The organism is Enterobacter sp. MG-EB028 (genome assembly GCF_056673305.1).
Genome location: NZ_CP195079.1, coordinates 3,574,326 through 3,595,823 on the forward strand (window position 1 = coordinate 3,574,326; position 21,498 = coordinate 3,595,823).

Annotated in this window: 23 protein-coding genes; 4 read left to right on the forward strand and 19 right to left on the reverse strand. The window is 57.2% G+C overall.

All coding sequences use genetic code 11. The features are described from left to right. Positions 1 to 11: 11 nt before the first annotated feature. The 11 genes from sseB to trmJ all read right to left on the reverse strand — a co-directional run bounded on the left by sseB (position 12) and on the right by trmJ (position 8,757). Complete coding sequence (sseB, locus tag ACR42C_RS16850; protein ID WP_116343275.1) at positions 12 to 788, reverse strand: enhanced serine sensitivity protein SseB; 777 nt, start codon at positions 786 to 788, stop codon at positions 12 to 14. Positions 789 to 897: 109 nt separating this feature from the next. After that, on the reverse strand, positions 898 to 2,184 hold the full coding sequence (gene pepB / locus ACR42C_RS16855) for an aminopeptidase PepB (protein WP_116343277.1): 1,287 nt from the start codon (positions 2,182 to 2,184) through the stop codon (positions 898 to 900). A 60-nt stretch (positions 2,185 to 2,244) separates the two neighbouring features. Beyond that, positions 2,245 to 2,445, reverse strand: coding sequence for a Fe-S cluster assembly protein IscX (iscX, locus tag ACR42C_RS16860; RefSeq protein ID WP_003860650.1), 201 nt, complete (start codon positions 2,443 to 2,445; stop codon positions 2,245 to 2,247). A gap of 1 nt (position 2,446) precedes the next feature. Further along, entirely contained in the window at positions 2,447 to 2,782 is a 336-nt protein-coding gene (gene fdx, locus ACR42C_RS16865) for an ISC system 2Fe-2S type ferredoxin (RefSeq protein WP_003860652.1), read from the reverse strand. A 1-nt stretch (position 2,783) separates the two neighbouring features. Further along, complete coding sequence (hscA, locus tag ACR42C_RS16870; RefSeq protein ID WP_163330588.1) at positions 2,784 to 4,634, reverse strand: Fe-S protein assembly chaperone HscA; 1,851 nt, start codon at positions 4,632 to 4,634, stop codon at positions 2,784 to 2,786. A gap of 14 nt (positions 4,635 to 4,648) precedes the next feature. Next, positions 4,649 to 5,164: a co-chaperone HscB gene (hscB, locus tag ACR42C_RS16875; RefSeq protein ID WP_116343281.1), complete on the reverse strand. Its 516-nt coding sequence runs from the start codon at positions 5,162 to 5,164 to the stop codon at positions 4,649 to 4,651. Positions 5,165 to 5,240: 76 nt separating this feature from the next. After that, positions 5,241 to 5,564 (reverse strand): iron-sulfur cluster assembly protein IscA, encoded by a 324-nt coding sequence (iscA, locus tag ACR42C_RS16880; protein ID WP_003860659.1) that lies wholly within the window; start codon positions 5,562 to 5,564, stop codon positions 5,241 to 5,243. A 13-nt stretch (positions 5,565 to 5,577) separates the two neighbouring features. Next, positions 5,578 to 5,964: a Fe-S cluster assembly scaffold IscU gene (gene iscU, locus ACR42C_RS16885; protein ID WP_003860661.1), complete on the reverse strand. Its 387-nt coding sequence runs from the start codon at positions 5,962 to 5,964 to the stop codon at positions 5,578 to 5,580. Positions 5,965 to 5,988: 24 nt separating this feature from the next. Beyond that, complete coding sequence (iscS, locus tag ACR42C_RS16890; protein WP_020883022.1) at positions 5,989 to 7,203, reverse strand: cysteine desulfurase; 1,215 nt, start codon at positions 7,201 to 7,203, stop codon at positions 5,989 to 5,991. A 117-nt stretch (positions 7,204 to 7,320) separates the two neighbouring features. Then, positions 7,321 to 7,812, reverse strand: a complete 492-nt coding sequence (gene iscR / locus ACR42C_RS16895; RefSeq protein WP_008502158.1) for a Fe-S cluster assembly transcriptional regulator IscR — start codon at positions 7,810 to 7,812, stop codon at positions 7,321 to 7,323. 219 nt (positions 7,813 to 8,031) lie between these two features. Next, positions 8,032 to 8,757: a tRNA (cytosine(32)/uridine(32)-2'-O)-methyltransferase TrmJ gene (trmJ, locus tag ACR42C_RS16900; protein ID WP_333017409.1), complete on the reverse strand. Its 726-nt coding sequence runs from the start codon at positions 8,755 to 8,757 to the stop codon at positions 8,032 to 8,034. 132 nt (positions 8,758 to 8,889) lie between these two features. On the opposite strand from trmJ, the gene suhB reads away from it, so the two are divergent. Beyond that, positions 8,890 to 9,693 (forward strand): inositol-1-monophosphatase, encoded by an 804-nt coding sequence (gene suhB / locus ACR42C_RS16905; protein WP_028014077.1) that lies wholly within the window; start codon positions 8,890 to 8,892, stop codon positions 9,691 to 9,693. Positions 9,694 to 9,698: 5 nt separating this feature from the next. On the opposite strand, the gene ACR42C_RS16910 is transcribed toward suhB, so the two are convergent. Both ACR42C_RS16910 and ACR42C_RS16915 read right to left on the reverse strand, forming a co-directional pair. Beyond that, positions 9,699 to 10,691 (reverse strand): nickel/cobalt transporter, encoded by a 993-nt coding sequence (locus ACR42C_RS16910; RefSeq protein WP_479984359.1) that lies wholly within the window; start codon positions 10,689 to 10,691, stop codon positions 9,699 to 9,701. Then, positions 10,682 to 11,320 (reverse strand): DUF1007 family protein, encoded by a 639-nt coding sequence (locus ACR42C_RS16915; RefSeq protein WP_479984360.1) that lies wholly within the window; start codon positions 11,318 to 11,320, stop codon positions 10,682 to 10,684. Before ACR42C_RS16915 ends, ACR42C_RS16910 begins: the two co-directional genes overlap by 10 nt. Positions 11,321 to 11,445: 125 nt before the next feature. Between ACR42C_RS16915 and csiE the strand changes: the two genes are divergently transcribed. Beyond that, positions 11,446 to 12,723 (forward strand): stationary phase inducible protein CsiE, encoded by a 1,278-nt coding sequence (csiE, locus tag ACR42C_RS16920; RefSeq protein WP_116343285.1) that lies wholly within the window; start codon positions 11,446 to 11,448, stop codon positions 12,721 to 12,723. Here the strand turns inward: csiE and ACR42C_RS16925 are convergent, their stop codons facing one another. Next, on the reverse strand, positions 12,724 to 13,863 hold the full coding sequence (locus ACR42C_RS16925; protein WP_163330591.1) for a 3-phenylpropionate MFS transporter: 1,140 nt from the start codon (positions 13,861 to 13,863) through the stop codon (positions 12,724 to 12,726). Positions 13,864 to 14,036: 173 nt separating this feature from the next. Here ACR42C_RS16925 and ACR42C_RS16930 point away from each other — a divergent pair, with 173 nt between their 5' ends. Continuing rightward, entirely contained in the window at positions 14,037 to 14,459 is a 423-nt protein-coding gene (locus ACR42C_RS16930; protein WP_023615984.1) for a DoxX family protein, read from the forward strand. A 55-nt stretch (positions 14,460 to 14,514) separates the two neighbouring features. Here the strand turns inward: ACR42C_RS16930 and glyA are convergent, their stop codons facing one another. Then, the gene (gene glyA, locus ACR42C_RS16935; protein ID WP_025757663.1) at positions 14,515 to 15,768 is read right to left on the reverse strand and encodes a serine hydroxymethyltransferase; all 1,254 of its coding nucleotides are present in this window, start codon (positions 15,766 to 15,768) and stop codon (positions 14,515 to 14,517) included. A 304-nt stretch (positions 15,769 to 16,072) separates the two neighbouring features. On the opposite strand from glyA, the gene hmpA reads away from it, so the two are divergent. Continuing rightward, on the forward strand, positions 16,073 to 17,263 hold the full coding sequence (hmpA, locus tag ACR42C_RS16940) for an NO-inducible flavohemoprotein (RefSeq protein WP_320719961.1): 1,191 nt from the start codon (positions 16,073 to 16,075) through the stop codon (positions 17,261 to 17,263). 75 nt (positions 17,264 to 17,338) lie between these two features. Here the strand turns inward: hmpA and glnB are convergent, their stop codons facing one another. The 4 genes from glnB to qseE all read right to left on the reverse strand — a co-directional run bounded on the left by glnB (position 17,339) and on the right by qseE (position 21,233). Continuing rightward, positions 17,339 to 17,677 carry a nitrogen regulatory protein P-II gene (glnB, locus tag ACR42C_RS16945; protein ID WP_003860685.1) on the reverse strand — a complete coding sequence of 113 codons (339 nt, stop codon included), beginning with the start codon at positions 17,675 to 17,677 and terminating at the stop codon, positions 17,339 to 17,341. Positions 17,678 to 17,742: 65 nt separating this feature from the next. Further along, a complete protein-coding gene (glrR, locus tag ACR42C_RS16950) occupies positions 17,743 to 19,080 on the reverse strand; it encodes a two-component system response regulator GlrR (protein ID WP_028014084.1) in 1,338 nt (445 codons plus the stop codon). After that, the gene (gene qseG / locus ACR42C_RS16955) at positions 19,067 to 19,804 is read right to left on the reverse strand and encodes a two-component system QseEF-associated lipoprotein QseG (RefSeq protein ID WP_479984361.1); all 738 of its coding nucleotides are present in this window, start codon (positions 19,802 to 19,804) and stop codon (positions 19,067 to 19,069) included. Before qseG ends, glrR begins: the two co-directional genes overlap by 14 nt. 4 nt (positions 19,805 to 19,808) lie before the next feature. After that, positions 19,809 to 21,233: a two component system sensor histidine kinase QseE/GlrK gene (gene qseE / locus ACR42C_RS16960; protein ID WP_163330593.1), complete on the reverse strand. Its 1,425-nt coding sequence runs from the start codon at positions 21,231 to 21,233 to the stop codon at positions 19,809 to 19,811. Positions 21,234 to 21,498 lie beyond the last annotated feature (265 nt).

The window sequence follows — 21,498 nt, forward strand, 5'->3', positions numbered from 1 at the left end:
CCCCGCCGTAATCAGATAATGCGGTTAGTTTTGAGATCGCGCAGGAAGCCGCCCCAGCGACGCTCGTAGAACGGGGTGATGTGCTCGGTGATAAAGTGGCTGATGCCCTTCTCACCTTTCGTCACCTGACAGATATCGATCGGCTCGTCGCCCGGCAGCGTGTCGGTCGCCACGCTTCCCGCCGCCTGAATGATGTCGTCGATATCGCCGTCGGCTTCAATGCCAATCAGCAAAACAGGCTTTTCGTCAGCGCTCTCTTTGATAGAGCAGAGGAACGCGCGTCTTACTGGTTTCAGGGTTTTGAAGAGCGTAGTCAGGGAATCTATCATCTGCGCAGGCGGCTCGGCCACCTCAGACAGCAGCAGCGTTTCCCCCCCTTCCAGCACCTCCTGGGTACTGAGAGGGTTACCCTCTTCGCCAATCAGGTGGCTGATTTCACGCGGGGTGAATTCTTTCCCGGTTGGCAGCTTCGCGTTGAGGAACAGCGTCTGGCCCAGCGTCATTTCAAACAGGGTACGCACCGGCATTACCACGAACGCCTGTTCATCTTCTACCGCTTCCTGCAGGGCTTCCAGCGAGGTGAAGAACGGGATCACCGAAGAGCCGTCGTCTTTTTCCCAGTGCAGCAGATCCAGCGCGCTGTCTTCGACAACCTGCTCGCCTTCCGCCGCGGTGCCCGGCACCCAGACGGTGGACTCCAGCAGCGTGCGGAAAAATGCCGGACGGTGTGCGGGCTCGGTCGCCGCCTGCTCCAGCAGGGTTTCTAATTCGTTTTTGGTTTCGGACATAACAATTCCAGATGATGCATTTCCCCTCACCGCGGCCCTCTCCCACAGGGAGAGGGAGCAAACCATCCCCTCTCCCTGTGGGAGAGGGTTAGGGTGAGGGCAATAACGATTACTCAGCCGTCAGCAGGTTCGCCACGGTACGCACGCCCAGACCGGTCGCGCCCGCGGACCACTGCTCAACCGCCGCTTTACGGTAGGTTGCGGAGCAGTCGATGTGCAGCCAGCCTTCATGATAATTCTCAACGAAGTGAGACAGGAAGCCTGCGGCGGTGCTTGCCCCCGCCGGGTATGCAGCGCTCGCGGTGTTGTTCAGCTCGGCAAAGTTGGACGGCAGTTGGCTGCGGTGGAACTCGGCCAGCGGCAGACGCCAGAACGGTTCGTTTTCCGCAGCGGCGCTTGCCAGCAGGCGAGCGGCCAGCTTGTCATCGAAGCTGAACAGCGCATGGTAGTCATTACCCAGGGCGGTTTTCGCCGCGCCGGTCAGGGTTGCCATATCGATAATCAGCTCTGGTTTCTGGGCAGAGGCGTCGATCAGGCCATCGGCCAGCACCAGACGGCCTTCCGCGTCGGTGTTCATCACCTCAACGTTTTTGCCGTTGCGGTAGCGAATGATGTCGCCCAGCTTGAAGGCGTTGCCGCTGACCATGTTGTCCGCGCAGCACAGGTAGAGCTTCACGCGCTTGTTCAGACCGCGGGTGATGGCGAACGCCAGCGCGCCGGTGATGGTTGCCGCGCCGCCCATGTCGGACTTCATGGAATCCATGAACGCGCTCTGCTTCAGGCTGTAGCCGCCGGTATCAAAAGTGATGCCTTTCCCGACCAGGCAGGCAAAGACCGGCGCTTCTTTATCGCCGGTTGGGTTGTAATCCAGCGCCAGCAGGACCGGAGGTCGCTCAGAACCTCGGCCCACGGTGTGGATACCCATGTAGTTCTGCTCGCGCAGGTCTTCACCTTTGGTGATGCGGTAGGACATCTTGTCGCCCGCCACGCCGCAAAGCAGGTCAACCGCGCGCTGCGCCAGTTGCTCCGGACCGAGCTCTTCCGCCGGAGCGTTAATGGTGTCGCGCACCCAGTCGATAATTTGCAGGCGGCTTTCCAGCTCTTTCTGACCGGCTTCGTCGAGGTTCGCCCACTCAATTTTGCGGGTGCCTTTCGGGCCTTTGTAGCCCGCCCAGAATGCCCAGCTGCGGTCGGTATCCCAGCCTTCACCTTCCAGGGACACATGCTTAATACCCAGGCCGTCAATTTTACGCGCGGCGCGCTGGATCAGGCCCAGATCATCTTTGCCCGTCAGGTGCAGGGTAATACCGTCGTTGTTGATGCTGTAGCTGGCTTTCTCGCCCCAGCGCGCATCGGCTGGCTGCGTAGAGAGCGTAATCTTCATCGCCTCGGTCATTTTATTTATCCTTATTAGCAACTAGCAAACGGGCCGCCTGAAGGCAGCCCGTTTTGTTATTTATTCTGCTTCATCTAACCAGACTAACAGAATCGCCTCCAGAATTTTTTCATTGGATGCGTTTGGATCGTCGTCGAAATCCTCTAAATCGCAGATCCACTGATGCATGTCGGTGAATCGTACGGTCTTCGGATCGAGATCCGGGTTCGCGTCGTAGAGCGCTTCGCCGATTTCACGGCTGTCTGTCCACTTTAGTCCCATATTAATGCTCGCGTGCGTGGTTGATGGTGTAGCGTGGGAATTCCACGACCAGATCTTCATCGGTCACCGCGGCCTGGCAGCTCAGGCGGCTGTCTGGCTCCAGACCCCATGCTTTATCCAGCATGTCGTCTTCGTCTTCGGTGCTCTCGGCGAGAGAGTCGAAACCTTCACGCACGATGCAGTGGCAGGTGGTGCAGGCACAGGATTTTTCACAGGCGTGTTCCACTTCGATACCTGCACGCAGGGCTACATCGAGAATGGTTTCACCGGTCTTCGCTTCCAGAACAGCGCCATCCGGACAGAGGTCCGCATGAGGCAAAATAACAATCTTTGGCATATTAAACCTCGTCCACGGACTGGCCTTTCAGCGCGACGCGGACAGATTTGTCCATGCGGCGAGCAGCGAAGTCCTGGGTTTGTTTATCAACGTTTTTAATGGCTTCTTCTATTGCGTCAGCGTCATCGCCTACTGCGACAGCGCTTAAGCGCGCGGCAGCGTCGTCAATCACCTGGCGCTCAGCGGCGCTTAACAGCGCGGCATCGGCAGCGAGCGCGCCGTTCAGGCTCTCCAGCACGCGGGCGGCTTCAACTTTTTGTTCAGCCAGCATACGCGCCTTCACATCCTGCTCGGCGTAGCTCATTGAGTCCTGAATCATGGAGGCGATTTCGCCATCGGTCAGGCCGTAGGACGGCTTCACCTGAATGGACGATTCCACGCCGGTCGATTTTTCCATCGCCGTGACGCTCAGCAGGCCGTCCGCATCTACCTGGAAGGTGACGCGAATATGCGCCCCGCCCGCCGGCAGCGCCGGAATGCCGCGCAGCGCAAAGCGCGCCAGAGAGCGGCAGTCCTGCACCAGCTCGCGCTCGCCCTGCATCACGTGGATGGACATTGCGGTCTGGCCGTCTTTGAAGGTGGTGAACTCCTGCGCACGCGCCACCGGAATGGTGGTGTTACGCGGGATCACTTTCTCCACCAGACCGCCCATAGTTTCTAAACCAAGGGACAGCGGGATAACGTCCAGCAGTAGCATTTCGCTGTCCGGCTTGTTGCCGACCAGAATATCGGCCTGGATTGCGGCGCCCACGGCAACCACTTTGTCCGGGTCGATGGAGGTCAGCGGCGTGCGGCCAAAGAATTCGCCCACGCGCTCGCGCACCAGCGGCACGCGGGTCGAACCGCCCACCATGACCACTTCCAGCACCTCGCTGGCCTCAACGCCCGCATCTTTCAGCGCGCGACGACAGGCCATCAGGGTGCGTTTTACCAGCGGGGCAATCAGGTCGTCGAACTGGTCGCGGGTAATGTCACCCTGCCAGCCCGCAACGTTTACGGTAACCGTCTGCGCATCGCTCAGGGCGATTTTGGCGTCGATAGCCGCATCCAGCAGTTCACGCTGCACGCGCGCATCGCTGCGATCGCTGATGCCCGCCTGCTCGCGGATGTAGTCCGCCAGCAGATGGTCGAAGTCATCGCCGCCCAGCGCGGAATCCCCGCCCGTCGCCAGCACTTCAAACACCCCGCGGCTTAAGCGCAGGATCGAGATATCAAAGGTGCCGCCACCGAGATCATAAACCGCAATGACCCCTTCCTGACCGGAGTCGAGGCCGTAGGCAATCGCCGCCGCCGTCGGTTCGTTCAGCAGGCGCAGTACGTGCAGGCCCGCCAGACGCGCCGCGTCTTTGGTGCCCTGACGCTGTGCATCGTCAAAATAGGCCGGAACGGTAATGACTACACCGTCCAGATCGCCGCCGAGCGTCGCCGTCGCGCGTGCCGCCAGCGCTTTGAGGATGTCGGAGGAAACACGAATCGGGTTCAGCAGACCGGCCGCGGTCGCGATCATCGGCAGGCCGTTTTCACTGGCCTGCAGCTGATACGGCAGATGCGGATAGCGGGTCTGAATATCGGTCAGCGAGCGGCCCATCATGCGCTTTACGGAGCTGATAGTGTTGGCCGGATCGCGCGCGGCGTTGGCGCGGGCGTCATAGCCGACCGCGTGACCCTGCTGCTGGTAGTGGACCACGGAAGGCAGCAGATGGCGGCCCTGCTCGTCGGCCAGCGTTTCCGCCTGGCCGCTGCGCACGGTTGCCACAAGGGAATTGGTGGTGCCGAGATCAATACCCACCGCCAGACGACGCTGGTGCGGTGCGGCACTTAAGCCAGGCTCACTAATTTGTAATAAGGCCATAATTGCTTCCGAAATTAAAAATCGAGCAGCTTTTCTTCGAGTTGTTCAGCACTGCTTCGCAGTTTATCGAGAAAACGGAGTTTGCGCACAGTGTCTGCCGCTACATCCCAGGTCTCGTTGTTCAGTTGCTCCACCATCTGCTGATGGCGGGTATCGAACATGCCCTTCACGCGCTTAATGAAGCTTTCCAGACGCGCTTCGTCTTTGGCCTGTTCAATCTCATCCAGCTCTTCGCGCAGCTCCAGCTGCTCCATCAGAAACGCCGTGTCGCGCACGGTGTGCTGCTCGCTCGCCAGGTCGAAACCGTGGAGCGAGAGCAGATACTCAGCGCGCGCCAGCGGATGGCGAAGCGTCTGCCAGGCCTGATTGATGGTGGCAGAGTGGGAAACCGCAGCCAGCTGTTCTGCCTGCGTCCCGCTGGCGAATTTATCCGGATGATACTGACGCTGCAGATCCTGAAAACGGATCGTCAGCGACTGGAGATCGATCGGGTATTGAGCGGGTAGTCCGAAGAGAGTGAAGTAATCCATAACAATCTCAGGGGTAGCCTGTTAGAACAAACCCCACGCGCAGAGATCCTGCGGTGGGGTTTCGGATGACGCGCGGTTAAACGTGGAAGCTTTCGCCGCAACCACACTCGTCTTTGACGTTCGGGTTCGTGAATTTGAACCCTTCGTTCAGGCCTTCTTTAACGAAGTCCAGCTGAGTGCCGTTGAGGAATTGCAGGCTTTTGCCATCGACCACCACCTTCACGCCCTTGTCTTCAAACACGGTGTCGTCAGACGCCGGCTCGTCAACAAACTCCAGTACGTAAGCCATACCAGAACAGCCGGAGGTACGTACGCCCAGTCGCAGGCCAAAGCCTTTACCACGGTTCGCCAGAAAAGAGCTTACTCGCGCGGCAGCGCTGTCGCTAAGGGTAATCGACATACTCAAACCTCAATTATTTTGCTTCACGTTTGCTTTTATAATCCGCAATGGCGGCTTTGATCGCGTCTTCTGCCAGAATAGAACAGTGAATTTTCACCGGCGGCAGTTCGAGTTCTTCAGCAATATCCGTGTTCTTGATTGCCTGTGCTTCGTCCAGAGACTTGCCCTTCACCCATTCGGTGACCAGAGAGCTGGACGCAATTGCAGAACCGCAGCCGTAGGTCTTGAAGCGCGCGTCTTCAATGATACCTTCATTGTTGACTTTAATCTGCAACTTCATCACGTCGCCACACGCCGGTGCGCCAACCATGCCGCTACCGACAGATTCGTCGCTGTTGTCAAAAGAGCCAACGTTGCGCGGGTTCTCGTAATGATCGATGACTTTTTCGCTGTATGCCATGATTGAATTCTCCTTATGTACCGATTAGTGATGTGACCATTCAATGCTGTTCAGATCCACGCCCTGCTTGAACATTTCCCACAGTGGAGAAAGGTCGCGCAGACGGCCAATGGAGTTGCGAACCAGCTTGATGGTGTAGTCAATCTCTTCTTCGGTAGTGAAACGACCTAAAGAGAAACGGATAGAGCTGTGTGCCAGCTCGTCGGTCATGCCCAGCGCGCGCAGCACGTAGGATGGCTCCAGGCTTGCAGACGTACAGGCAGAACCGGAAGAAACGGCCAGGTCTTTCAGTGCCATAATCAGCGATTCGCCTTCAACATAGTTGAAGCTGACGTTGAGAATGTTTGGTGCGCCCTGCTCGAGATCGCCGTTCAGATACACTTCTTCCATATCTTTCACGCCATCCCACAGACGGTTACGCAGCGTGCGCAGGCGCGCCATCTCGGTTTCCATCTCTTCTTTTGCAATGCGGTACGCTTCGCCCATGCCCACGATCTGGTGAACAGGCAGCGTGCCGGAACGCATGCCGCGCTCGTGACCGCCGCCGTGCATCTGTGCTTCGATGCGGATACGTGGCTTACGACGAACGTACAGCGCGCCGATCCCTTTCGGGCCATAGATTTTGTGGCCGGAGAAGGACATCAGGTCTACTTTCAGCTGGCTCAGGTCGATAGGCAGTTTGCCCACGCTCTGGGTCGCATCCACGTGGTAGATGATACCGCGCGCGCGGCACATTTCGCCGATGGTCGCGATGTCCTGAACGACGCCGATTTCGTTGTTAACGTGCATGATGGAGACCAGAATGGTGTCATCACGCATGGCCGCTTCGAGCTCTTTCAGGTCGATGATCCCGTTGCTCTGCGGCGCCAGGTAAGTCACGTCGAACCCTTCACGCTCCAGCTGACGGCAGGTGTCCAGCACAGCTTTGTGTTCGGTTTTGCTGGTGATGATGTGCTTGCCTTTTTTCTGATAAAAGTTGGCTGCACCTTTGATCGCCAGGTTGTCGGATTCGGTCGCACCGGAGGTGAAAACAATCTCACGCGGGTCGGCCCCCACCAGGTCAGCAATCTGATTACGGGCGATATCCACCGCCTCTTCAGCATGCCAGCCAAAACGGTGTGAACGGGAAGCTGGGTTACCAAAGTTTCCGTCCAGGGTAAGACACTGCATCATTTTCTCGGCAACACGCGGGTCCACCGGCGTGGTTGCGGAGTAATCGAGATAAATCGGTAATTTCATTGCTCTTTAAACTCCGTACATCGCTTCAATGCAAGGAATCAGGCAACCGGCTGGATGTACGACCGAGTACGCGGGGCGTGACCGCCCCGGCCTGATTCTGAAATACTTATCGTTTTATTACGCGCGTAATTTGACGTCGATAGCGTCCTGCGCGCGGGTGCTGCGTTGTGAATCATGGCTGTGCTGACGGCCTGATACATCCAGAACTTCCTGGTTATTCACCAGTTCACCGAGGGTGATATTGTTCAGGAAGCCCGTCAGACGGTCGCTCAGATCGCGCCACAGCGCGTGGGTCAGGCACTTATCGCCGCCCTGGCAGCCGCCTTTACCCTGGCAACGGGTCGCGTCCACGGATTCGTCAACGGCGCTAATCACTTCACCAACCGCAATACTGCCCGCGTCTTTACCCAGCAGATAACCGCCGCCCGGGCCACGAACGCTGGAAACCAGTCCATTTTTACGCAGTCTGGAGAACAGCTGTTCCAGGTAAGAGAGGGAGATCCCTTGTCGTTCAGAAATATCTGCCAACGGAACCGGGCCCGCTTCGGAGTTGAGCGCAACGTCCAGCATCGCGGTCACGGCATAACGCCCTTTAGATGTCAGTCTCATGTCTTACTTAACCTCAAACTCGCCCCTGCCCGGGGTTTTTTATTGTAAAATGGGGGTATTGCATAGCAGGGCCAAGTCTGACATTCCTGACTAAAATGGTCAACTATTTACTTGACTGTTTTAGTCAGGTATTTAACCTTCCGTGCCGTATTGCCTGGGTTCGGCCTGATGCCTTCACCCCGGCCCTCTCCCACGGGGAGAGGGAGAAAAAAACCGGCACTACTCTTTATTTTTCTGCTCAATCGACGCCAGAATTCCGCGCAGGATGTTCAGCTCCTGGCTTTCCGGGCGCGCGCGGGTGAACATACGGCGCAGCTTGTTCATCACCTGACCCGGGTGGCCTTCACGGATGAAACCGGTAGCGAGCAGCGTCTGCTCCAGGTGGCCGTAGAAGCGCTCAAGGTCGTCCACCAGCGGGTAGGCCGTCTCTTCTTTCGGTTCGACCGGTTTCTCCTGCGTCGCCAGCCACGCCATACGCACTTCGTAGGCGATAACCTGCACCGCCATCGCCAGGTTAAGCGAGCTGTATTCCGGGTTGGCGGCAATCGCAACGTGGTAGTGGCACTTCTGCAGTTCGTCGTTGGTCAGGCCAACGCGCTCGCGGCCAAACACCAGCGCAACCGGCGCCTGTTCTGCTTCTGAGACACTTTTCAGGCCGCATTCGCGCGGGTCCAGCATCGGCCACGGCAGCGTGCGGGAGCGCGCGCTGGTACCGACAACGAGGCTACAGCCAGCCAGCGCTTCGTCGAGGGTATCGACGATCTGGGCGTTGCCGATCACGTCGCTTGCCCCGGCCGCCAGAGCGATAGCCTGAGAGTCGGGCTTCACCAGCGGGTTAACCAGCCAGAGGTTCGTTAAGCCCATGGTTTTCATAGCGCGGGCAACGGAGCCCATGTTGCCGGTGTGCGATGTTTCGACCAGCACGATTCGAATGTTTTGCAGCATAATTTTTAGATGTCTGGATTCAGTGTCTGAAGAATATTCGGGCATATTATCATAAACGGGAGACATAATCCGATCCCGCTGCTATACTCTGCGCCGATTTTCCTGTTCTTTAACATCCAGTGAGAGAGACCGATGCATCCGATGCTGACCATCGCCGTGCGCGCAGCGCGCAAGGCGGGTAACGTAATTGCCAAACACTACGAAACGCCAGACTCCGTAGAAACCAGCCAGAAAGGCAGCAATGATTTCGTGACTAACGTCGATAAAGCCGCAGAAGCGATTATTATCGAAACGATCCGCAAATCTTACCCGCAGCACACCATCATCACCGAAGAAAGCGGTGAACATGAAGGTACCGATCAGGATGTTCAATGGGTTATCGATCCACTGGATGGCACCACCAACTTCGTTAAACGCCTGCCACACTTCTCTGTGTCTATTGCAGTACGCATTAAAGGCCGTACTGAAGTCGCCGTTGTTTATGATCCAATGCGTAACGAACTGTTCACCGCTACCCGCGGCCAAGGCGCACAGCTGAACGGCTACCGTCTGCGCTGCAGCAACGCACGCGACCTGGACGGCACCATTCTGGCGACCGGCTTCCCGTTCAAGGCGAAACAGCACGCGACCACCTATATGAATATCCTGGGCAAGCTGTTCACCGAATGCGCGGACTTCCGTCGCACCGGCTCTGCTGCGCTGGATCTGGCCTACGTTGCCACCGGCCGCGTTGACGGTTACTTCGAACTGTCACTGAAGCCGTGGGACTTCGCGGCGGGCGAGCTGATCGCACGTGAAGCAGGCGCCATCGTGTGCGACTTTACCGGCGGCCACAACTACATGACCACCGGCAACATCGTTGCGGGTAACCCACGCGTTGTTAAAGCCATGCTGGCCAACATGCGTGACGAGCTGAGCGATGCGCTGAAGCGTTAATCCGCTCACCCCAGCCCTCTCCCCAAAGGGGAGAGGGTGTTAAACGGCACCGTACTCACCCACATCGTCACCGCCGCCACCAGCAGAATCACCCCGCCCGCCAGCGCGAGCGTTGTCCATCCTACCTGCCGCCACAGCACCGGCGTTTTATTGCCGCTGAGTTTTACTGCCAGCTGACGAAAGCTGTGAACCAGCAGGGCTAAAGATGAAATGGTGAGGGACGTTCCCGCCGCCATCGCCAGCGCCGAGAGCATGCCCCAGCCGAACACACCAATCACTTTACTGAACAGCAGCACCATGATGGCCCCCGAGCACGGGCGCATCCCCATAGAGAGAACTATCATCAGCCGCGCGCGCCAGTCGTCACCGCTCTGTAATTGATCCTGCGTCGGCAGATGCTGATGCCCGCAGCCGCAGTGTTCATCATGAACGTGGTGCGGCGTAAAGATTTTGAATTTGGGCTTTTGCAGCAGCGCGCGCAGCTTTTTCAGCGCCCGCCAGCAGAGGATCAGCCCCAGCACGCCCACCAGCGCATAGCTGCCCTTCTCCAGCCAGAAGCTGCTCATGTGCAACTGGCGCGCGGGAAGCTGTAATAGCGAAAGCACAACCACCACCAGCGCTATCGCCACGCCCCCCTGAAGCAGCGAAGAGGCCAGCGTCAGGCCAATGCTCGATTTCAGCTTCGACGGATGGGTCGCAAGCCAGGTGGTGATGACGATTTTTCCATGCCCCGGGCCCAGCGCGTGCAGCACGCCGTAGATGAAGCTGAACGCCAGCAGAGAACCGCCCGCCCTGGTCGGATTCTCCGCCACCGCCTTCAGCAGCCCGCTCATCTGCTGGTTGACCTCACGCTGCCAGATGATGCTTTTCATCATCACCTGCGGCCAGGCCTGCCACAGCCAGAGCGAACCGCCGAAGGCAAACAGTAAAAAGAGCGCCAGCGGCCAGAGGTGTAACCAGCGGCGCGGTTTTCGTACCGGAGAGGAGATCACTGACATTGTAACGTTACCTTCTGTGCGAACTGTTTACCCAGTTCCATGTCCTCCGGCGGCGCATCTTCCTTATCGAGAGAGACCGCAAAATTCAGCATCTCTTCGCTGGGCTTCGGGGTATGAACCGAAATTTTGCAGGTTTTTTGCAACGATGCCGGAAGCTGAACGTCGCGCTCTTCGGCATAGCTCATGTCGACGTAGTACGTTGGGTCAAAGGTGGAAAACGTATAGGTTTGTCCTGCCAGCGGCTGCGGGTGCGCCAGCGGGAGCACGAACGTCAGCACCGCCTGATGCCCGTCGCGGGACATGCCGTATTCTGTCGGGCGATTGAGGAACTTCACCTTTTGTCCGTTATGCCAGAACTCGGTGAAGTAGTGCTGACCCAGCACGTTGGCCATCACTTCCGCCGCCAGCTTTTTCCAGATTTCGTCGCCGGGCTTCGCGTTGCCCGCATCATAAAGCAGATCCGCCGAGGTGATTTCATCCATCGTCCAGCGCATTTTCAGGCCGCTCAATTGCGTGCCGTCGGTGACCAGCTCGGTTTTCAGGCTGATAAAACTGTGAGGATGTGCGCTGGCGGTGAAGGTGATAACCGCCAAAAATACCGCCATCGCATTTTGTTTAACTGTCTGCATCAATTCCTCACGTCAAAAATTCTGTGATGTTCCCCAGCAATCCTGAGTGAAAGGCCTGCCGGCGCGCTTTTCAGCGCCCATCCTTTAGCTATTCTTATCAAACATTCACACTGGATACCCGACAGATGATGACGACGCTTGAAATTCCATCTGTGCTTTCCAGTTCGCAGCGCCGCTGCCAGGTGCTTTTAATGCTTTACCTGCCCGATGCTGCCGTCACCGCACAGAGCATAATCGCTGCCAACGGCGTGGACGACGTCATGGCACGGCAAGATATAGCCGAGACGCGCGATGAAATCCAGCGCTATCACCGGCTGGATATCGTCACGCACCACGATGGCAGCTACCGAATTGAAGGCACTGCCCTGAATCAGCGTTTGTGCCTGCTGCACTGGCTGCGCAGGGCGCTGCGCCTTTGCCCACAGTTTGTCTTGCACCAGTTTACGCCAGCCTTAAAAACCGCGCTTAAACAGCACGGCATCGCGCGGCCGCTTTACGACGATGCAAACCTGCGGGCGCTGATCGGCTTCTGCTCACGCAAGCTGCAGCGCCAGTTTGAATGCCGGGACGTCCAGTTCTTACAGCTCTATTTACAATACTGCCTCATCCAGCATCACTTAGGAAACACGCCGCAGTTTTCGCATGCCCAGCGCAGCTGGACCCAGTCGCGGGGAGAATATTTTACGGCACAGGAGATTGTCCGCCACTGGAAGCGGCGCGTGCCGCAGGGCGCGCACGTGGACGAGCAGCTGTTTCTGGCGCTGCTGTTTATGATGCTCCGCACGCCCGATCCGGTGCTCGATAAACACCAGCAGGATCAGCGTTTGCGCCGAGCCATCGTGCGCATGGTGGCCCGTTTTCGCTCCCAGACCGGGATGAACTTCAGCGACGAGCAGGGACTGACCGATCAGCTATATATCCATCTGGCTCAGGCGCTGGACCGCTCCCTGTTTGAGATCGGCATCGACAATAGCCTGCCCGAGGAAATTCACCGTCTCTATCCCCGGCTGTTACGCACAACGAAAGAGGCGCTGTTTGAGCTGGAGGCGGAGTTTGGCCTGCGTTTTTCCGATGAGGAGATGGCGCTCGTGGCGGTCATTTTTGGCGCCTGGCTGATGCAGGAGACCGACCTGCATGAAAAACAGGTGGTGCTGCTGACCGGGGAGGATAAATCCTGCGAGGAGATAATTGAACAGCAGCTGCGCGAGTTGACGCTGCTGCCGCTCAATATTCGCTATCTGACGCTGCAGGCTTTTCAGAAAGAGGGCGCGCCGCGCGAAGCCGCGCTGGTTATCACCCCCTATCCTACGGCCCTGCCGCTGTTCTCGCCGCCGCTGATCCACGCGGTTGAATCACTGAACGCGCAGCAGCAAGAACATATTCGCGCCATGCTGGAATCGTAGTTACGTTCGCGCGGCCACTTTTGGTCGAACAAACATCGCCGGGAGCGCCACCAGCGCCATGACCCAGAACACGCCGTGTCCAAGATGCTGGTAGAGGAAGCCCGCAAAGACCGTCATTACCGCAATGCTGCCGCCCATCGCCACCGCAGAATAGACCGCCTGAAGACGAATCACGTCCCCGCCCTCACGCGCAGCGATATAGCGCATCGCCGCCAGATGACACACGGTGAACGTGCCGCAGTGAAGAATCTGCGCCACAATCAGCCACGGCAGTTCCGTTGTCCAGCCCATAATGCCCCAGCGAGCCACGCCGCACACCGCGGAAAGCAGCAGCAGGTCGCGCGCGCCAAAGCGGCGGAACAGCTTCTTGCTCAGGGCGAAAATAATGACTTCTGCCACCACGCCCAGCGACCACAGGTAACCGACCGCAGAGGCAGAGTAGCCCGCCCCCTGCCAGTAGATAGCGCTGAAGCCATAATACGCCGCATGCGCCCCCTGAAGCAGACAGACGCACGCCAGAAAACGCCAGCTCTGTGCCACCAGGCTCCGCCAGGCGGGCCAGCCGGCGCTCTCCTGATGGCGACTCTCCCCTTGCGGCATCACCGACGGGCGCAGCAGCATCCCAAGCAGCATCGAGGCTATCCCGATACTGAGCAAAGCCAGAATCGCACGGTAGTCGTAAAGGCTGACCAGTTTCCCCACCAGCGCCGAGCCGATCACGAAGGCAATCGAGCCCCACAGGCGCACGCGCCCATAGTCCATGGTGATCTGCTTTTGCCAGGTGTTCGCCAGGGCATCCGTCAGGGGTACCAGCGGTGAGAAGAACAGGTTAAAGCCGACCATCACCACCATCAGCCAGGCAAACTGGTGGCTGACCCAGAAGCAGGCCGCAAAGACCAGCGTCAGCAGCGCCAGAATACGCACCGCTTTTATTAGTAGGGAGGGATCGCTGACGCGGGGTGCAATCAGCAGGCTACCGAGGAAACGTGCCACCAGCCCCGCGCCCAGCAGGATACCGATGGTTTCTGGGGTCAAACCAATTCCCTTGAGCCAGACGCTCCAGAAAGGCAGAAAAATACCGTAGCTAAAAAAGTAGGTGAAGTAGCTGAGCGCCAGCCAGCGCGTGGAATGCAAGACCATGAATCCCTCCCGAAATGGAGGCCATAGTCTGGCGAGAATATAAAAATTAAGCAAGTAGATAGCCTGCTATAAATTAACGAAAAATTAACATTTTGAGCAGTCGTCTGGCTTATGGCAGGGAATGAAAATGTGTATTACGTTTAAATTACTCCACTTGCAGAGGTATTTCTGCCATGAACTCACTACGTTATCTCGACTTTGGTCAGTCGCGTCATCTGCTGCTGTTGATTGGGCGTATCGCACTTGTCGTACTGTTTATTATCTTTGGTTACCCGAAACTGACAGGATTTAGCGGCACCGTACAGTATATGACCTCGCTGGGTACGCCGATGCCCATGCTGGCGGCCATTATTGCGGTGGTGATGGAAGTGCCTGCCGCCATCCTGATCGTGCTGGGCTTTTTCACCCGCCCTCTTGCGGTTCTCTTTGTCTTCTATACGCTGGGCACGGCGATCATCGGTCACCACTACTGGGATATGACCGGTGATGCGGTTGTGCCGAATATGATTAATTTCTACAAGAACGTCAGTATTGCTGGCGCCTTTATTTTGCTGGCGATAGTCGGGCCTGGGGCCATCTCCCTGGATCGGCGTTAAGCCCAAAAAAAAAGGCCGCAAGCGCGGCCTTTTTTATTTCTGCAAAGCAGAGGAATTATGCGTATACCGGGAAGCGTGCGCAGATATCCAGAACTTTACCTTTAACGCGCTCGATAACCGCTTCGTCATTGATGTTGTCCAGAACGTCACACATCCAGCCAGCCAGCTCTTTCACTTCCGCTTCTTTAAAGCCGCGGCGAGTGACAGCCGGAGAACCGATACGGATACCGGAGGTCACGAACGGGCTCTTCGGATCGTTTGGCACGCTGTTTTTGTTCACGGTGATGTTGGCGCGGCCCAGAGCGGCGTCAGCTTCTTTACCGGTCAGGTTTTTATCAACCAGATCCAGCAGGAACAGGTGGTTTTCAGTCCCGCCGGAAACCACTTTGTAGCCACGGTTCAGGAACACTTCCACCATCGCTTTAGCGTTCTTAGCAACCTGCTGCTGGTAAACCTTGAACTCTGGCTCCATCGCTTCTTTCAGCGCTACCGCTTTTGCCGCGATAACGTGCATCAGCGGGCCGCCCTGCGCGCTAGGGAACACGGCGGAGTTCAGTTTTTTGTACAGCTCTTCGTCACCGCCTTTCGCCAGGATCAGGCCACCGCGTGGACCCGCCAGGGTTTTGTGGGTGGTGGTAGTCACAACGTGAGCGTGTGGAACCGGGTTCGGGTAAACGCCTGCGGCAATCAGGCCCGCAACGTGCGCCATGTCAACGAACAGGTACGCGCCGATGCTGTCTGCGATTTCACGCATTTTTGCCCAGTCAACGATACCGGAGTAAGCGGAGAAGCCGCCGATGATCATCTTCGGCTTGTGCTCTTTAGCCTGCTTCGCCATGTCTTCGTAGTCAATTTTACCGGACTCATCAATACCGTAAGGGATGATGTTGTACAGTTTGCCGGAGAAGTTAACCGGGGAGCCGTGAGTCAGGTGGCCGCCCTGCGCCAGGTTCATACCTAAAACGGTATCGCCCGGCTGCAGCAGTGCGGTGTAAACCGCGAAGTTAGCCTGGGAGCCGGAGTGCGGCTGGACGTTTGCGTAGTCAGCGCCAAAGAGTGCTTTCGCACGGTCGATAGCCAGTTGCTCTACGATATCAACGTACTCGCAACCGCCGTAGTAGCGCTTGCCCGGATAACCTTCAGCGTATTTGTTGGTCAGCTGAGAGCCCTGCGCCTGCATCACGCGCGGGCTGGTGTAGTTTTCGGAGGCGATCAGTTCGATGTGCTCTTCCTGACGTACTTTTTCCTGCTCCATAGCCTGCCACAGTTCGGCATCATAATCGGCAATGTTCATTTCACGCTTTAACATCCGCATCTCCTGACTCAGCTAACAAGTAAATTTTGGCCTGAAAAGGCAGTCCTGTTGGACGACGGGCAACAGTATAACTGAATAGTTCTGTGATAACAGGTCTTGACAAACGATTTTACGCAAACGTTTTCCTTCACGCCACGCAAGGGTTTGAGGAATAAAGATCTCGCTATTTCCAGCGTATTTCTTTTCAGGTTTGTGATGCATATTTTTCATCTTGCAAAGAACCATTTACAAAGCATGGGTATTTTTTATAAGATGCATTTAAAATACATCATTAAAGTGACATCAGAAGGAAGCTGCCATGCTCGACGCTCAAACCATCGCTACCGTTAAAGCCACCATTCCCCTGCTGGTGGAAACCGGCCCTAAACTTACCGCCCATTTCTACGATCGCATGTTTACGCACAACCCGGAGCTCAAAGAGATTTTCAATATGAGCAACCAGCGTAACGGCGATCAGCGTGAAGCGCTTTTCAACGCCATCGCGGCCTACGCCAGCAATATCGAAAACCTGGCGGCGTTGCTGCCCGCGGTGGAAAAAATCGCGCAGAAACACACCAGCTTCCAGATCCAACCCGAGCAGTACAACATCGTCGGCGGCCACCTGCTGGCGACGCTGGACGAAATGTTCAGCCCGGGCCAGGAGGTGCTGGACGCGTGGGGTAAAGCCTATGGCGTACTGGCAAACGTATTTATCAACCGTGAAGCGCAGATCTACAGCGAAAACGCCAGCAAGAACGGCGGCTGGGAAGGCACTCGCGCCTTCCGCATCGTCGAGAAAACGCCGCGCAGCGCATTAATCACCAGCTTTGAATTTGAGCCGGTGGACGGACAGCCTGTGGCCGATTACCAGCCGGGCCAGTATCTGGGCGTATGGCTGAAGCCTGAAGGCTTCCCGCACCAGGAGATCCGCCAGTACTCTCTGACCCGCAAGCCAAACGGCAAAGGCTACCGCATTGCGGTGAAGCGCGAGGACGGCGGTCAGGTTTCCAACTGGCTGCACAACGAAGCCAACGTGGGCGACGTGGTTCATCTGGCCGCGCCGGCGGGCGATTTCTTTATGGCCGTTGAGGCGAATACTCCGGTTACGCTGATCTCTGCGGGTGTCGGCCAGACGCCAATGCTGGCAATGCTCGACACGCTGGCGAAAGCAAACCACGGTGCGCAGGTCAACTGGTTCCATGCTGCGGAAAACGGCGACGTGCACGCCTTTGCGGATGAAGTGAATGCGCTGGGGGCGTCCCTGCCGCGTTTCACCGCAAATACCTGGTATCGCCTGCCGACGGAAGCAGACCGCGCAGCCGCACGGTTTGACAGCGAAGGTCTGATGAACTTAAGCCAGATGGAAGGGGCGTTTAGCGCGCCGGACATGCAGTTCTACGTCTGTGGGCCGGTGGCGTTTATGCAGTATGCCGCGAAGCAGCTGGTTGAGCTGGGCGTAAATAAAGACCACATTCATTACGAATGTTTCGGGCCGCATAAGGTGCTGTAATGAAAAAGCCCCTCGAACGAGGGGCTTTTTTTCGCCGGGTAGCGGCTGTGCCTTACCCGGCATGGCAAATCTTTTTTAAATCGCCGCGTCGTCTTCTTCACCGGTACGGATACGGATCACGCGCGCCACGTCAAAGACAAAGATTTTCCCGTCGCCAATTTTGCCCGTCTGCGCCGTGCGGATAATGGTATCCACGCAGGTATCGACGATATCGTCGCTGACCACGATTTCAATTTTCACTTTCGGCAGAAAGTCGACCATGTACTCTGCGCCACGATAAAGCTCGGTGTGGCCCTTCTGACGACCAAAACCTTTCACTTCCGTCACGGTCATCCCGGTGATGCCGACTTCCGCCAGCGCTTCACGTACATCATCCAGTTTGAAAGGTTTAATAATCGCATCAATCTTTTTCATGGTGGGTCCTTAAACTCTTGCCTGTAAGCTGCTTCGTAATCGGTTGCTCACAGTACCATACGGCACTACTCTTTAAAATCGTTTGCTTCCAGCTCGTGGCGTGAGAGCAGCTTATAGAACTCTGTACGGTTGCGTCCGGCCATCCGCGCCGCGTGGGTCACGTTGCCTTTGGTTATCTGCAGCAGCTTGCGCAGATAGTTCAGTTCGAACTGATTCCGCGCTTCGGCAAACGTCGGCAAGGCCGTGTTTTCTCCTTCCAGCGCCTGCTCCACCAGCGCGTCGCTGATAACCGGTGAGGAGGTCAGCGCCACGCACTGCTCAATCACGTTCACCAGCTGGCGCACGTTACCCGGCCAGCTTGCGGCCATCAGCCGCTTCATCGCATCCGTCGAAAAGGCGCGCACGAAAGGTTTATGGCGATCGGCCGCCTGGCGCAGAAGGTGATTCGCCAGCAGCGGAATATCTTCCGCACGCTCCGCCAGCGCCGGTATCTTCAGGTTCACCACGTTCAGGCGGTAGTAGAGATCTTCTCGGAACTCGTTGCGGGCCATCACTTTTGGCAAGTCGCGGTGGGTGGCGGAAATGATTCGCACGTTAATATCAATATCGCGATTGCTGCCCAGCGGGCGCACTTTGCGCTCCTGAAGCACGCGCAGCAGTTTGACCTGCAGCGGCGCGGGCATGTCGCCGATCTCGTCCAGGAACAGCGTGCCCCCTTCTGCAGCCTGGAACAGCCCTTCCCGGCTGCTCACCGCGCCGGTAAATGCGCCGCGGGCATGGCCAAAAAGTTCAGATTCAAGAAGCTGCTCTGGCAGGGCACCGCAGTTAATGGCGATGAAGGCGTTTTTGCTGCGCGGGCTGGCGTTGTGGATCGCCTGCGCCAGGATCTCTTTCCCGGTTCCACTTTGACCATTAATCAGCACGCTAACGTCTGACTGTGCGACCATTCGCGCCTGCTCAAGCAGACGCAGCATTATCGGGCTGCGGGTGACGATAGATTCACGCCATGCGTCGTCGCCGGAGGGCGCGGCGTGCTCCAGCGCGCTGTCTATAGCTTTGTAAAGCGCGTCTTTATCTACCGGCTTGGTGAGGAAGCTGAATACGCCCTGCTGGGTTGCGGCAACGGCATCCGGGATTGACCCGTGCGCCGTCAGGATAATCACCGGCATGCCCGGCTGCTGCTTCTGGATTTCGGCGAACAGCTGCATGCCATCCATTTCGTCCATCCGCAGGTCGCTGATCACCAGGTCAATCTTCTCGCGGCTGAGGACCTTCAGCCCCTCCTGCCCGCTTTCCGCGGTCACCACGGTGTAGCCTTCACTCACCAGACGCATCCCCAGCAGCTTTAACAGGCCGGGATCGTCATCCACCAGTAAGAGATGGGCTGGTTTACGGCTCGTCATGCTTCACATCCTCTTGTTTCGGCATATCGCTGTCCGGTGCAGCAGATGAACTACCTGGCTGATATTTACGCGACGAGAGCTGCCTTTCGATATCGGTCAGGTTTTCCAGCTTGCGCGTCGTGGTATCCAGCTGGCTACGTAAATGTTGCTGCTGTTGGCGCAGCGTATCAAGCTCGCTGTCGGTTGACTGTTGCAGCTTGCTGTAGCGGGAGCGCTCTTCAGACAGCTGCAGCTGTAACGTCTGCCCGTCCCGCCAGAGCTGGTAGACCGGGCGCACCTGTGCGGGAAGATTGATCACAAACGTGTCCAGCCGGGTCACGTTGGCCCGACGTTCAACGGGGGTAATTTTCGCATCGGCCAGTAAAATCCCACGCTTGAAAGCGTCCTGCCAGGTGTCCTCATCCAGCATCGCCGCCTTCGAGCGGGCGTCTACCGGCGCAAGCCGCTGAGCGCAATCTATTCCGCGCAGCCAGAACAGCGGATTATTTTCGACGTCATGCCCTGACAGATTCCAGATATCGTCACAGCGGGTAGAGAGGAAATCCGCCAGCTGGTTATCGGGCCATTTATCTTCTTGTTTACCGCTTATCGCACTGTGCGGCGCATGGGAAACGCACCCAGCCAGAACTAAACAGGGCAGACTCAGGCGACCCGCTTTGCTGGAAAACACCGCGCGTATGGCGCGGAAAAAGACGTGTGACATACTCACCAGATATAGATTCATTTTATTAATTTTTCCGGCTCAGGGGCAGTTCAATACGGAAGCAAACATCTGAACGTTCGTCCGTGGCAATGTTTAGCTCACCCTGCATGCGTCGTATGCAGTCCCGGGCGATGCTTAAGCCCAGACCGCTTCCTTTTACCGCACCTTTCCGCTGATGACTCCCCTGGAAAAAGGGTTCGAAGATCATGGTTTTTTCGTCATCGGGGATCGGGGTGCCGGTGTTTGCGACGTCAATAAACACCCGGGAACCCTTCGTATAACTTCGGATATAAATGTTACCGGATTCAGTACCATAGTGCACCGCATTGGAGTAAAGATTATCCAGAACGCTCATTAATAGCATGGGTTCAGCGAGACAGGTCGGCGCATTCAGCTCTACCCCGGTATGCATCATTTTAGCTCTTGCCGGCAAGCTATGGGCGGAGATCACCATATCCACCAGCGGCTCAATCTCCACTTCTTCCAGCACGACCGCCCCGTCAGCCAGCTTGCGGTTGTAATCCAGAAGCTGCTCAATGAGCTTTTGCAGATTGCGGCTGCTGGCGTCCAGAATCTCGACAATCTCTTTCTGCTCCGGCGTAAGCGGTCCTGCCACCTCGTCCGCCAGCAGCTCCGTTCCTTCACGCATGCTGGCCAGCGGGGTTTTCAACTCATGAGAGATATGGCGCAGGAACTGGTGGCGCTGGGATTCCAGCCACGCCAGGCGCTCGGATAGCCAGATAATGCGCTGGCCGACGGATCGCAGCTCCCGAGGACCTTTAAAGGCAACCGTATCCCCGAGCGATTTCCCCTCCCCCAGGCGGTTGATCATACGCTGAATACCCTTCACCGGGCCGATGATCATGCGGGTAAAGAGCAGCACCAGCCCGAGGCTCACCAGGAACAGCACCAGCGCCTGCCATCCGAAGAACTGGCCGCGCTCGGCAATCTCCTGCTGTAGCTGCTGGCCGCGAGAGAAAATTACCGTCCGCGTGGATTGCACCATTTCGGTATTGGCGGCAGCAAAGGCTTCAAGGCGCGCGGCGGCAGCCGCATCCGGGCCGCTGTTATGGCACTGCAGCTGCGCGAGATCGTTCAGATCCTGACGTAGTGCCTGATAGAGCCTGTCGTCCGGCAGCACGCCCGCGTGGGCGTCCAGCATTTCGCTGTAGCGCTTGCGCTGGCTCTGGTACACCTTCTCCAGTGTCCGATCGTCGAGCACGCAGTACTGGCGATAGCTACGCTCCATCTCCAGCGCGGCGTTGGTCATCGCTTCACTGCGTCTGGCGTCGATAAGCGTGGTGCGGTTCGTCAGTGCCGCCTGGGCACTCAGCGCGTTCAGGCTCTGCCACGCCTGCCAGGCGAGGATCAGCAATGGCAGCAGGATCAGCAGAAAGGCCATCATCACGAGCTGTCGCAGGGAGCGGGGAAAAACGGGCCAGCGTTTCAACGCATTACTCTCTTCATGGGGGTTTACGGAGAGCGTAACTGAGTCTGCCCTTCAGATACAACAAAGCCGGGTAAAAACCCGGCTTTGTCATGGAATAAGGCGGTGCCTAACTCGACGTTTCGCCCTGGCCTGATAAAGCATCGCTATGATCAGTAGTTGGACGGCAGGCACCTTTTTGTGCGTCATTCGAAGTTTATGTAGCACGTCCCGAAGGGGCTGACATAAGAGGGTGAATGAGCCACTGGTTAATATTATGCAACACCCA

What these genes read in the sequence shown, in the direction of transcription:
- sseB (WP_116343275.1), bottom strand. Translation starts at nt 788, where the DNA reads ATGTCCGAAACCAAAAACGAATTAGAAACCCTGCTGGAGCAGGCGGCG.
- pepB (WP_116343277.1), bottom strand. Translation starts at nt 2,184, where the DNA reads ATGACCGAGGCGATGAAGATTACGCTCTCTACGCAGCCAGCCGATGCG.
- iscX (WP_003860650.1), bottom strand. Translation starts at nt 2,445, where the DNA reads ATGGGACTAAAGTGGACAGACAGCCGTGAAATCGGCGAAGCGCTCTAC.
- fdx (WP_003860652.1), bottom strand. Translation starts at nt 2,782, where the DNA reads ATGCCAAAGATTGTTATTTTGCCTCATGCGGACCTCTGTCCGGATGGC.
- hscA (WP_163330588.1), bottom strand. Translation starts at nt 4,634, where the DNA reads ATGGCCTTATTACAAATTAGTGAGCCTGGCTTAAGTGCCGCACCGCAC.
- hscB (WP_116343281.1), bottom strand. Translation starts at nt 5,164, where the DNA reads ATGGATTACTTCACTCTCTTCGGACTACCCGCTCAATACCCGATCGAT.
- iscA (WP_003860659.1), bottom strand. Translation starts at nt 5,564, where the DNA reads ATGTCGATTACCCTTAGCGACAGCGCTGCCGCGCGAGTAAGCTCTTTT.
- iscU (WP_003860661.1), bottom strand. Translation starts at nt 5,964, where the DNA reads ATGGCATACAGCGAAAAAGTCATCGATCATTACGAGAACCCGCGCAAC.
- iscS (WP_020883022.1), bottom strand. Translation starts at nt 7,203, where the DNA reads ATGAAATTACCGATTTATCTCGATTACTCCGCAACCACGCCGGTGGAC.
- iscR (WP_008502158.1), bottom strand. Translation starts at nt 7,812, where the DNA reads ATGAGACTGACATCTAAAGGGCGTTATGCCGTGACCGCGATGCTGGAC.
- trmJ (WP_333017409.1), bottom strand. Translation starts at nt 8,757, where the DNA reads ATGCTGCAAAACATTCGAATCGTGCTGGTCGAAACATCGCACACCGGC.
- suhB (WP_028014077.1), top strand. Translation starts at nt 8,890, where the DNA reads ATGCATCCGATGCTGACCATCGCCGTGCGCGCAGCGCGCAAGGCGGGT.
- ACR42C_RS16910 (WP_479984359.1), bottom strand. Translation starts at nt 10,691, where the DNA reads ATGTCAGTGATCTCCTCTCCGGTACGAAAACCGCGCCGCTGGTTACAC.
- ACR42C_RS16915 (WP_479984360.1), bottom strand. Translation starts at nt 11,320, where the DNA reads ATGCAGACAGTTAAACAAAATGCGATGGCGGTATTTTTGGCGGTTATC.
- csiE (WP_116343285.1), top strand. Translation starts at nt 11,446, where the DNA reads ATGATGACGACGCTTGAAATTCCATCTGTGCTTTCCAGTTCGCAGCGC.
- ACR42C_RS16925 (WP_163330591.1), bottom strand. Translation starts at nt 13,863, where the DNA reads ATGGTCTTGCATTCCACGCGCTGGCTGGCGCTCAGCTACTTCACCTAC.
- ACR42C_RS16930 (WP_023615984.1), top strand. Translation starts at nt 14,037, where the DNA reads ATGAACTCACTACGTTATCTCGACTTTGGTCAGTCGCGTCATCTGCTG.
- glyA (WP_025757663.1), bottom strand. Translation starts at nt 15,768, where the DNA reads ATGTTAAAGCGTGAAATGAACATTGCCGATTATGATGCCGAACTGTGG.
- hmpA (WP_320719961.1), top strand. Translation starts at nt 16,073, where the DNA reads ATGCTCGACGCTCAAACCATCGCTACCGTTAAAGCCACCATTCCCCTG.
- glnB (WP_003860685.1), bottom strand. Translation starts at nt 17,677, where the DNA reads ATGAAAAAGATTGATGCGATTATTAAACCTTTCAAACTGGATGATGTA.
- glrR (WP_028014084.1), bottom strand. Translation starts at nt 19,080, where the DNA reads ATGACGAGCCGTAAACCAGCCCATCTCTTACTGGTGGATGACGATCCC.
- qseG (WP_479984361.1), bottom strand. Translation starts at nt 19,804, where the DNA reads ATGAATCTATATCTGGTGAGTATGTCACACGTCTTTTTCCGCGCCATA.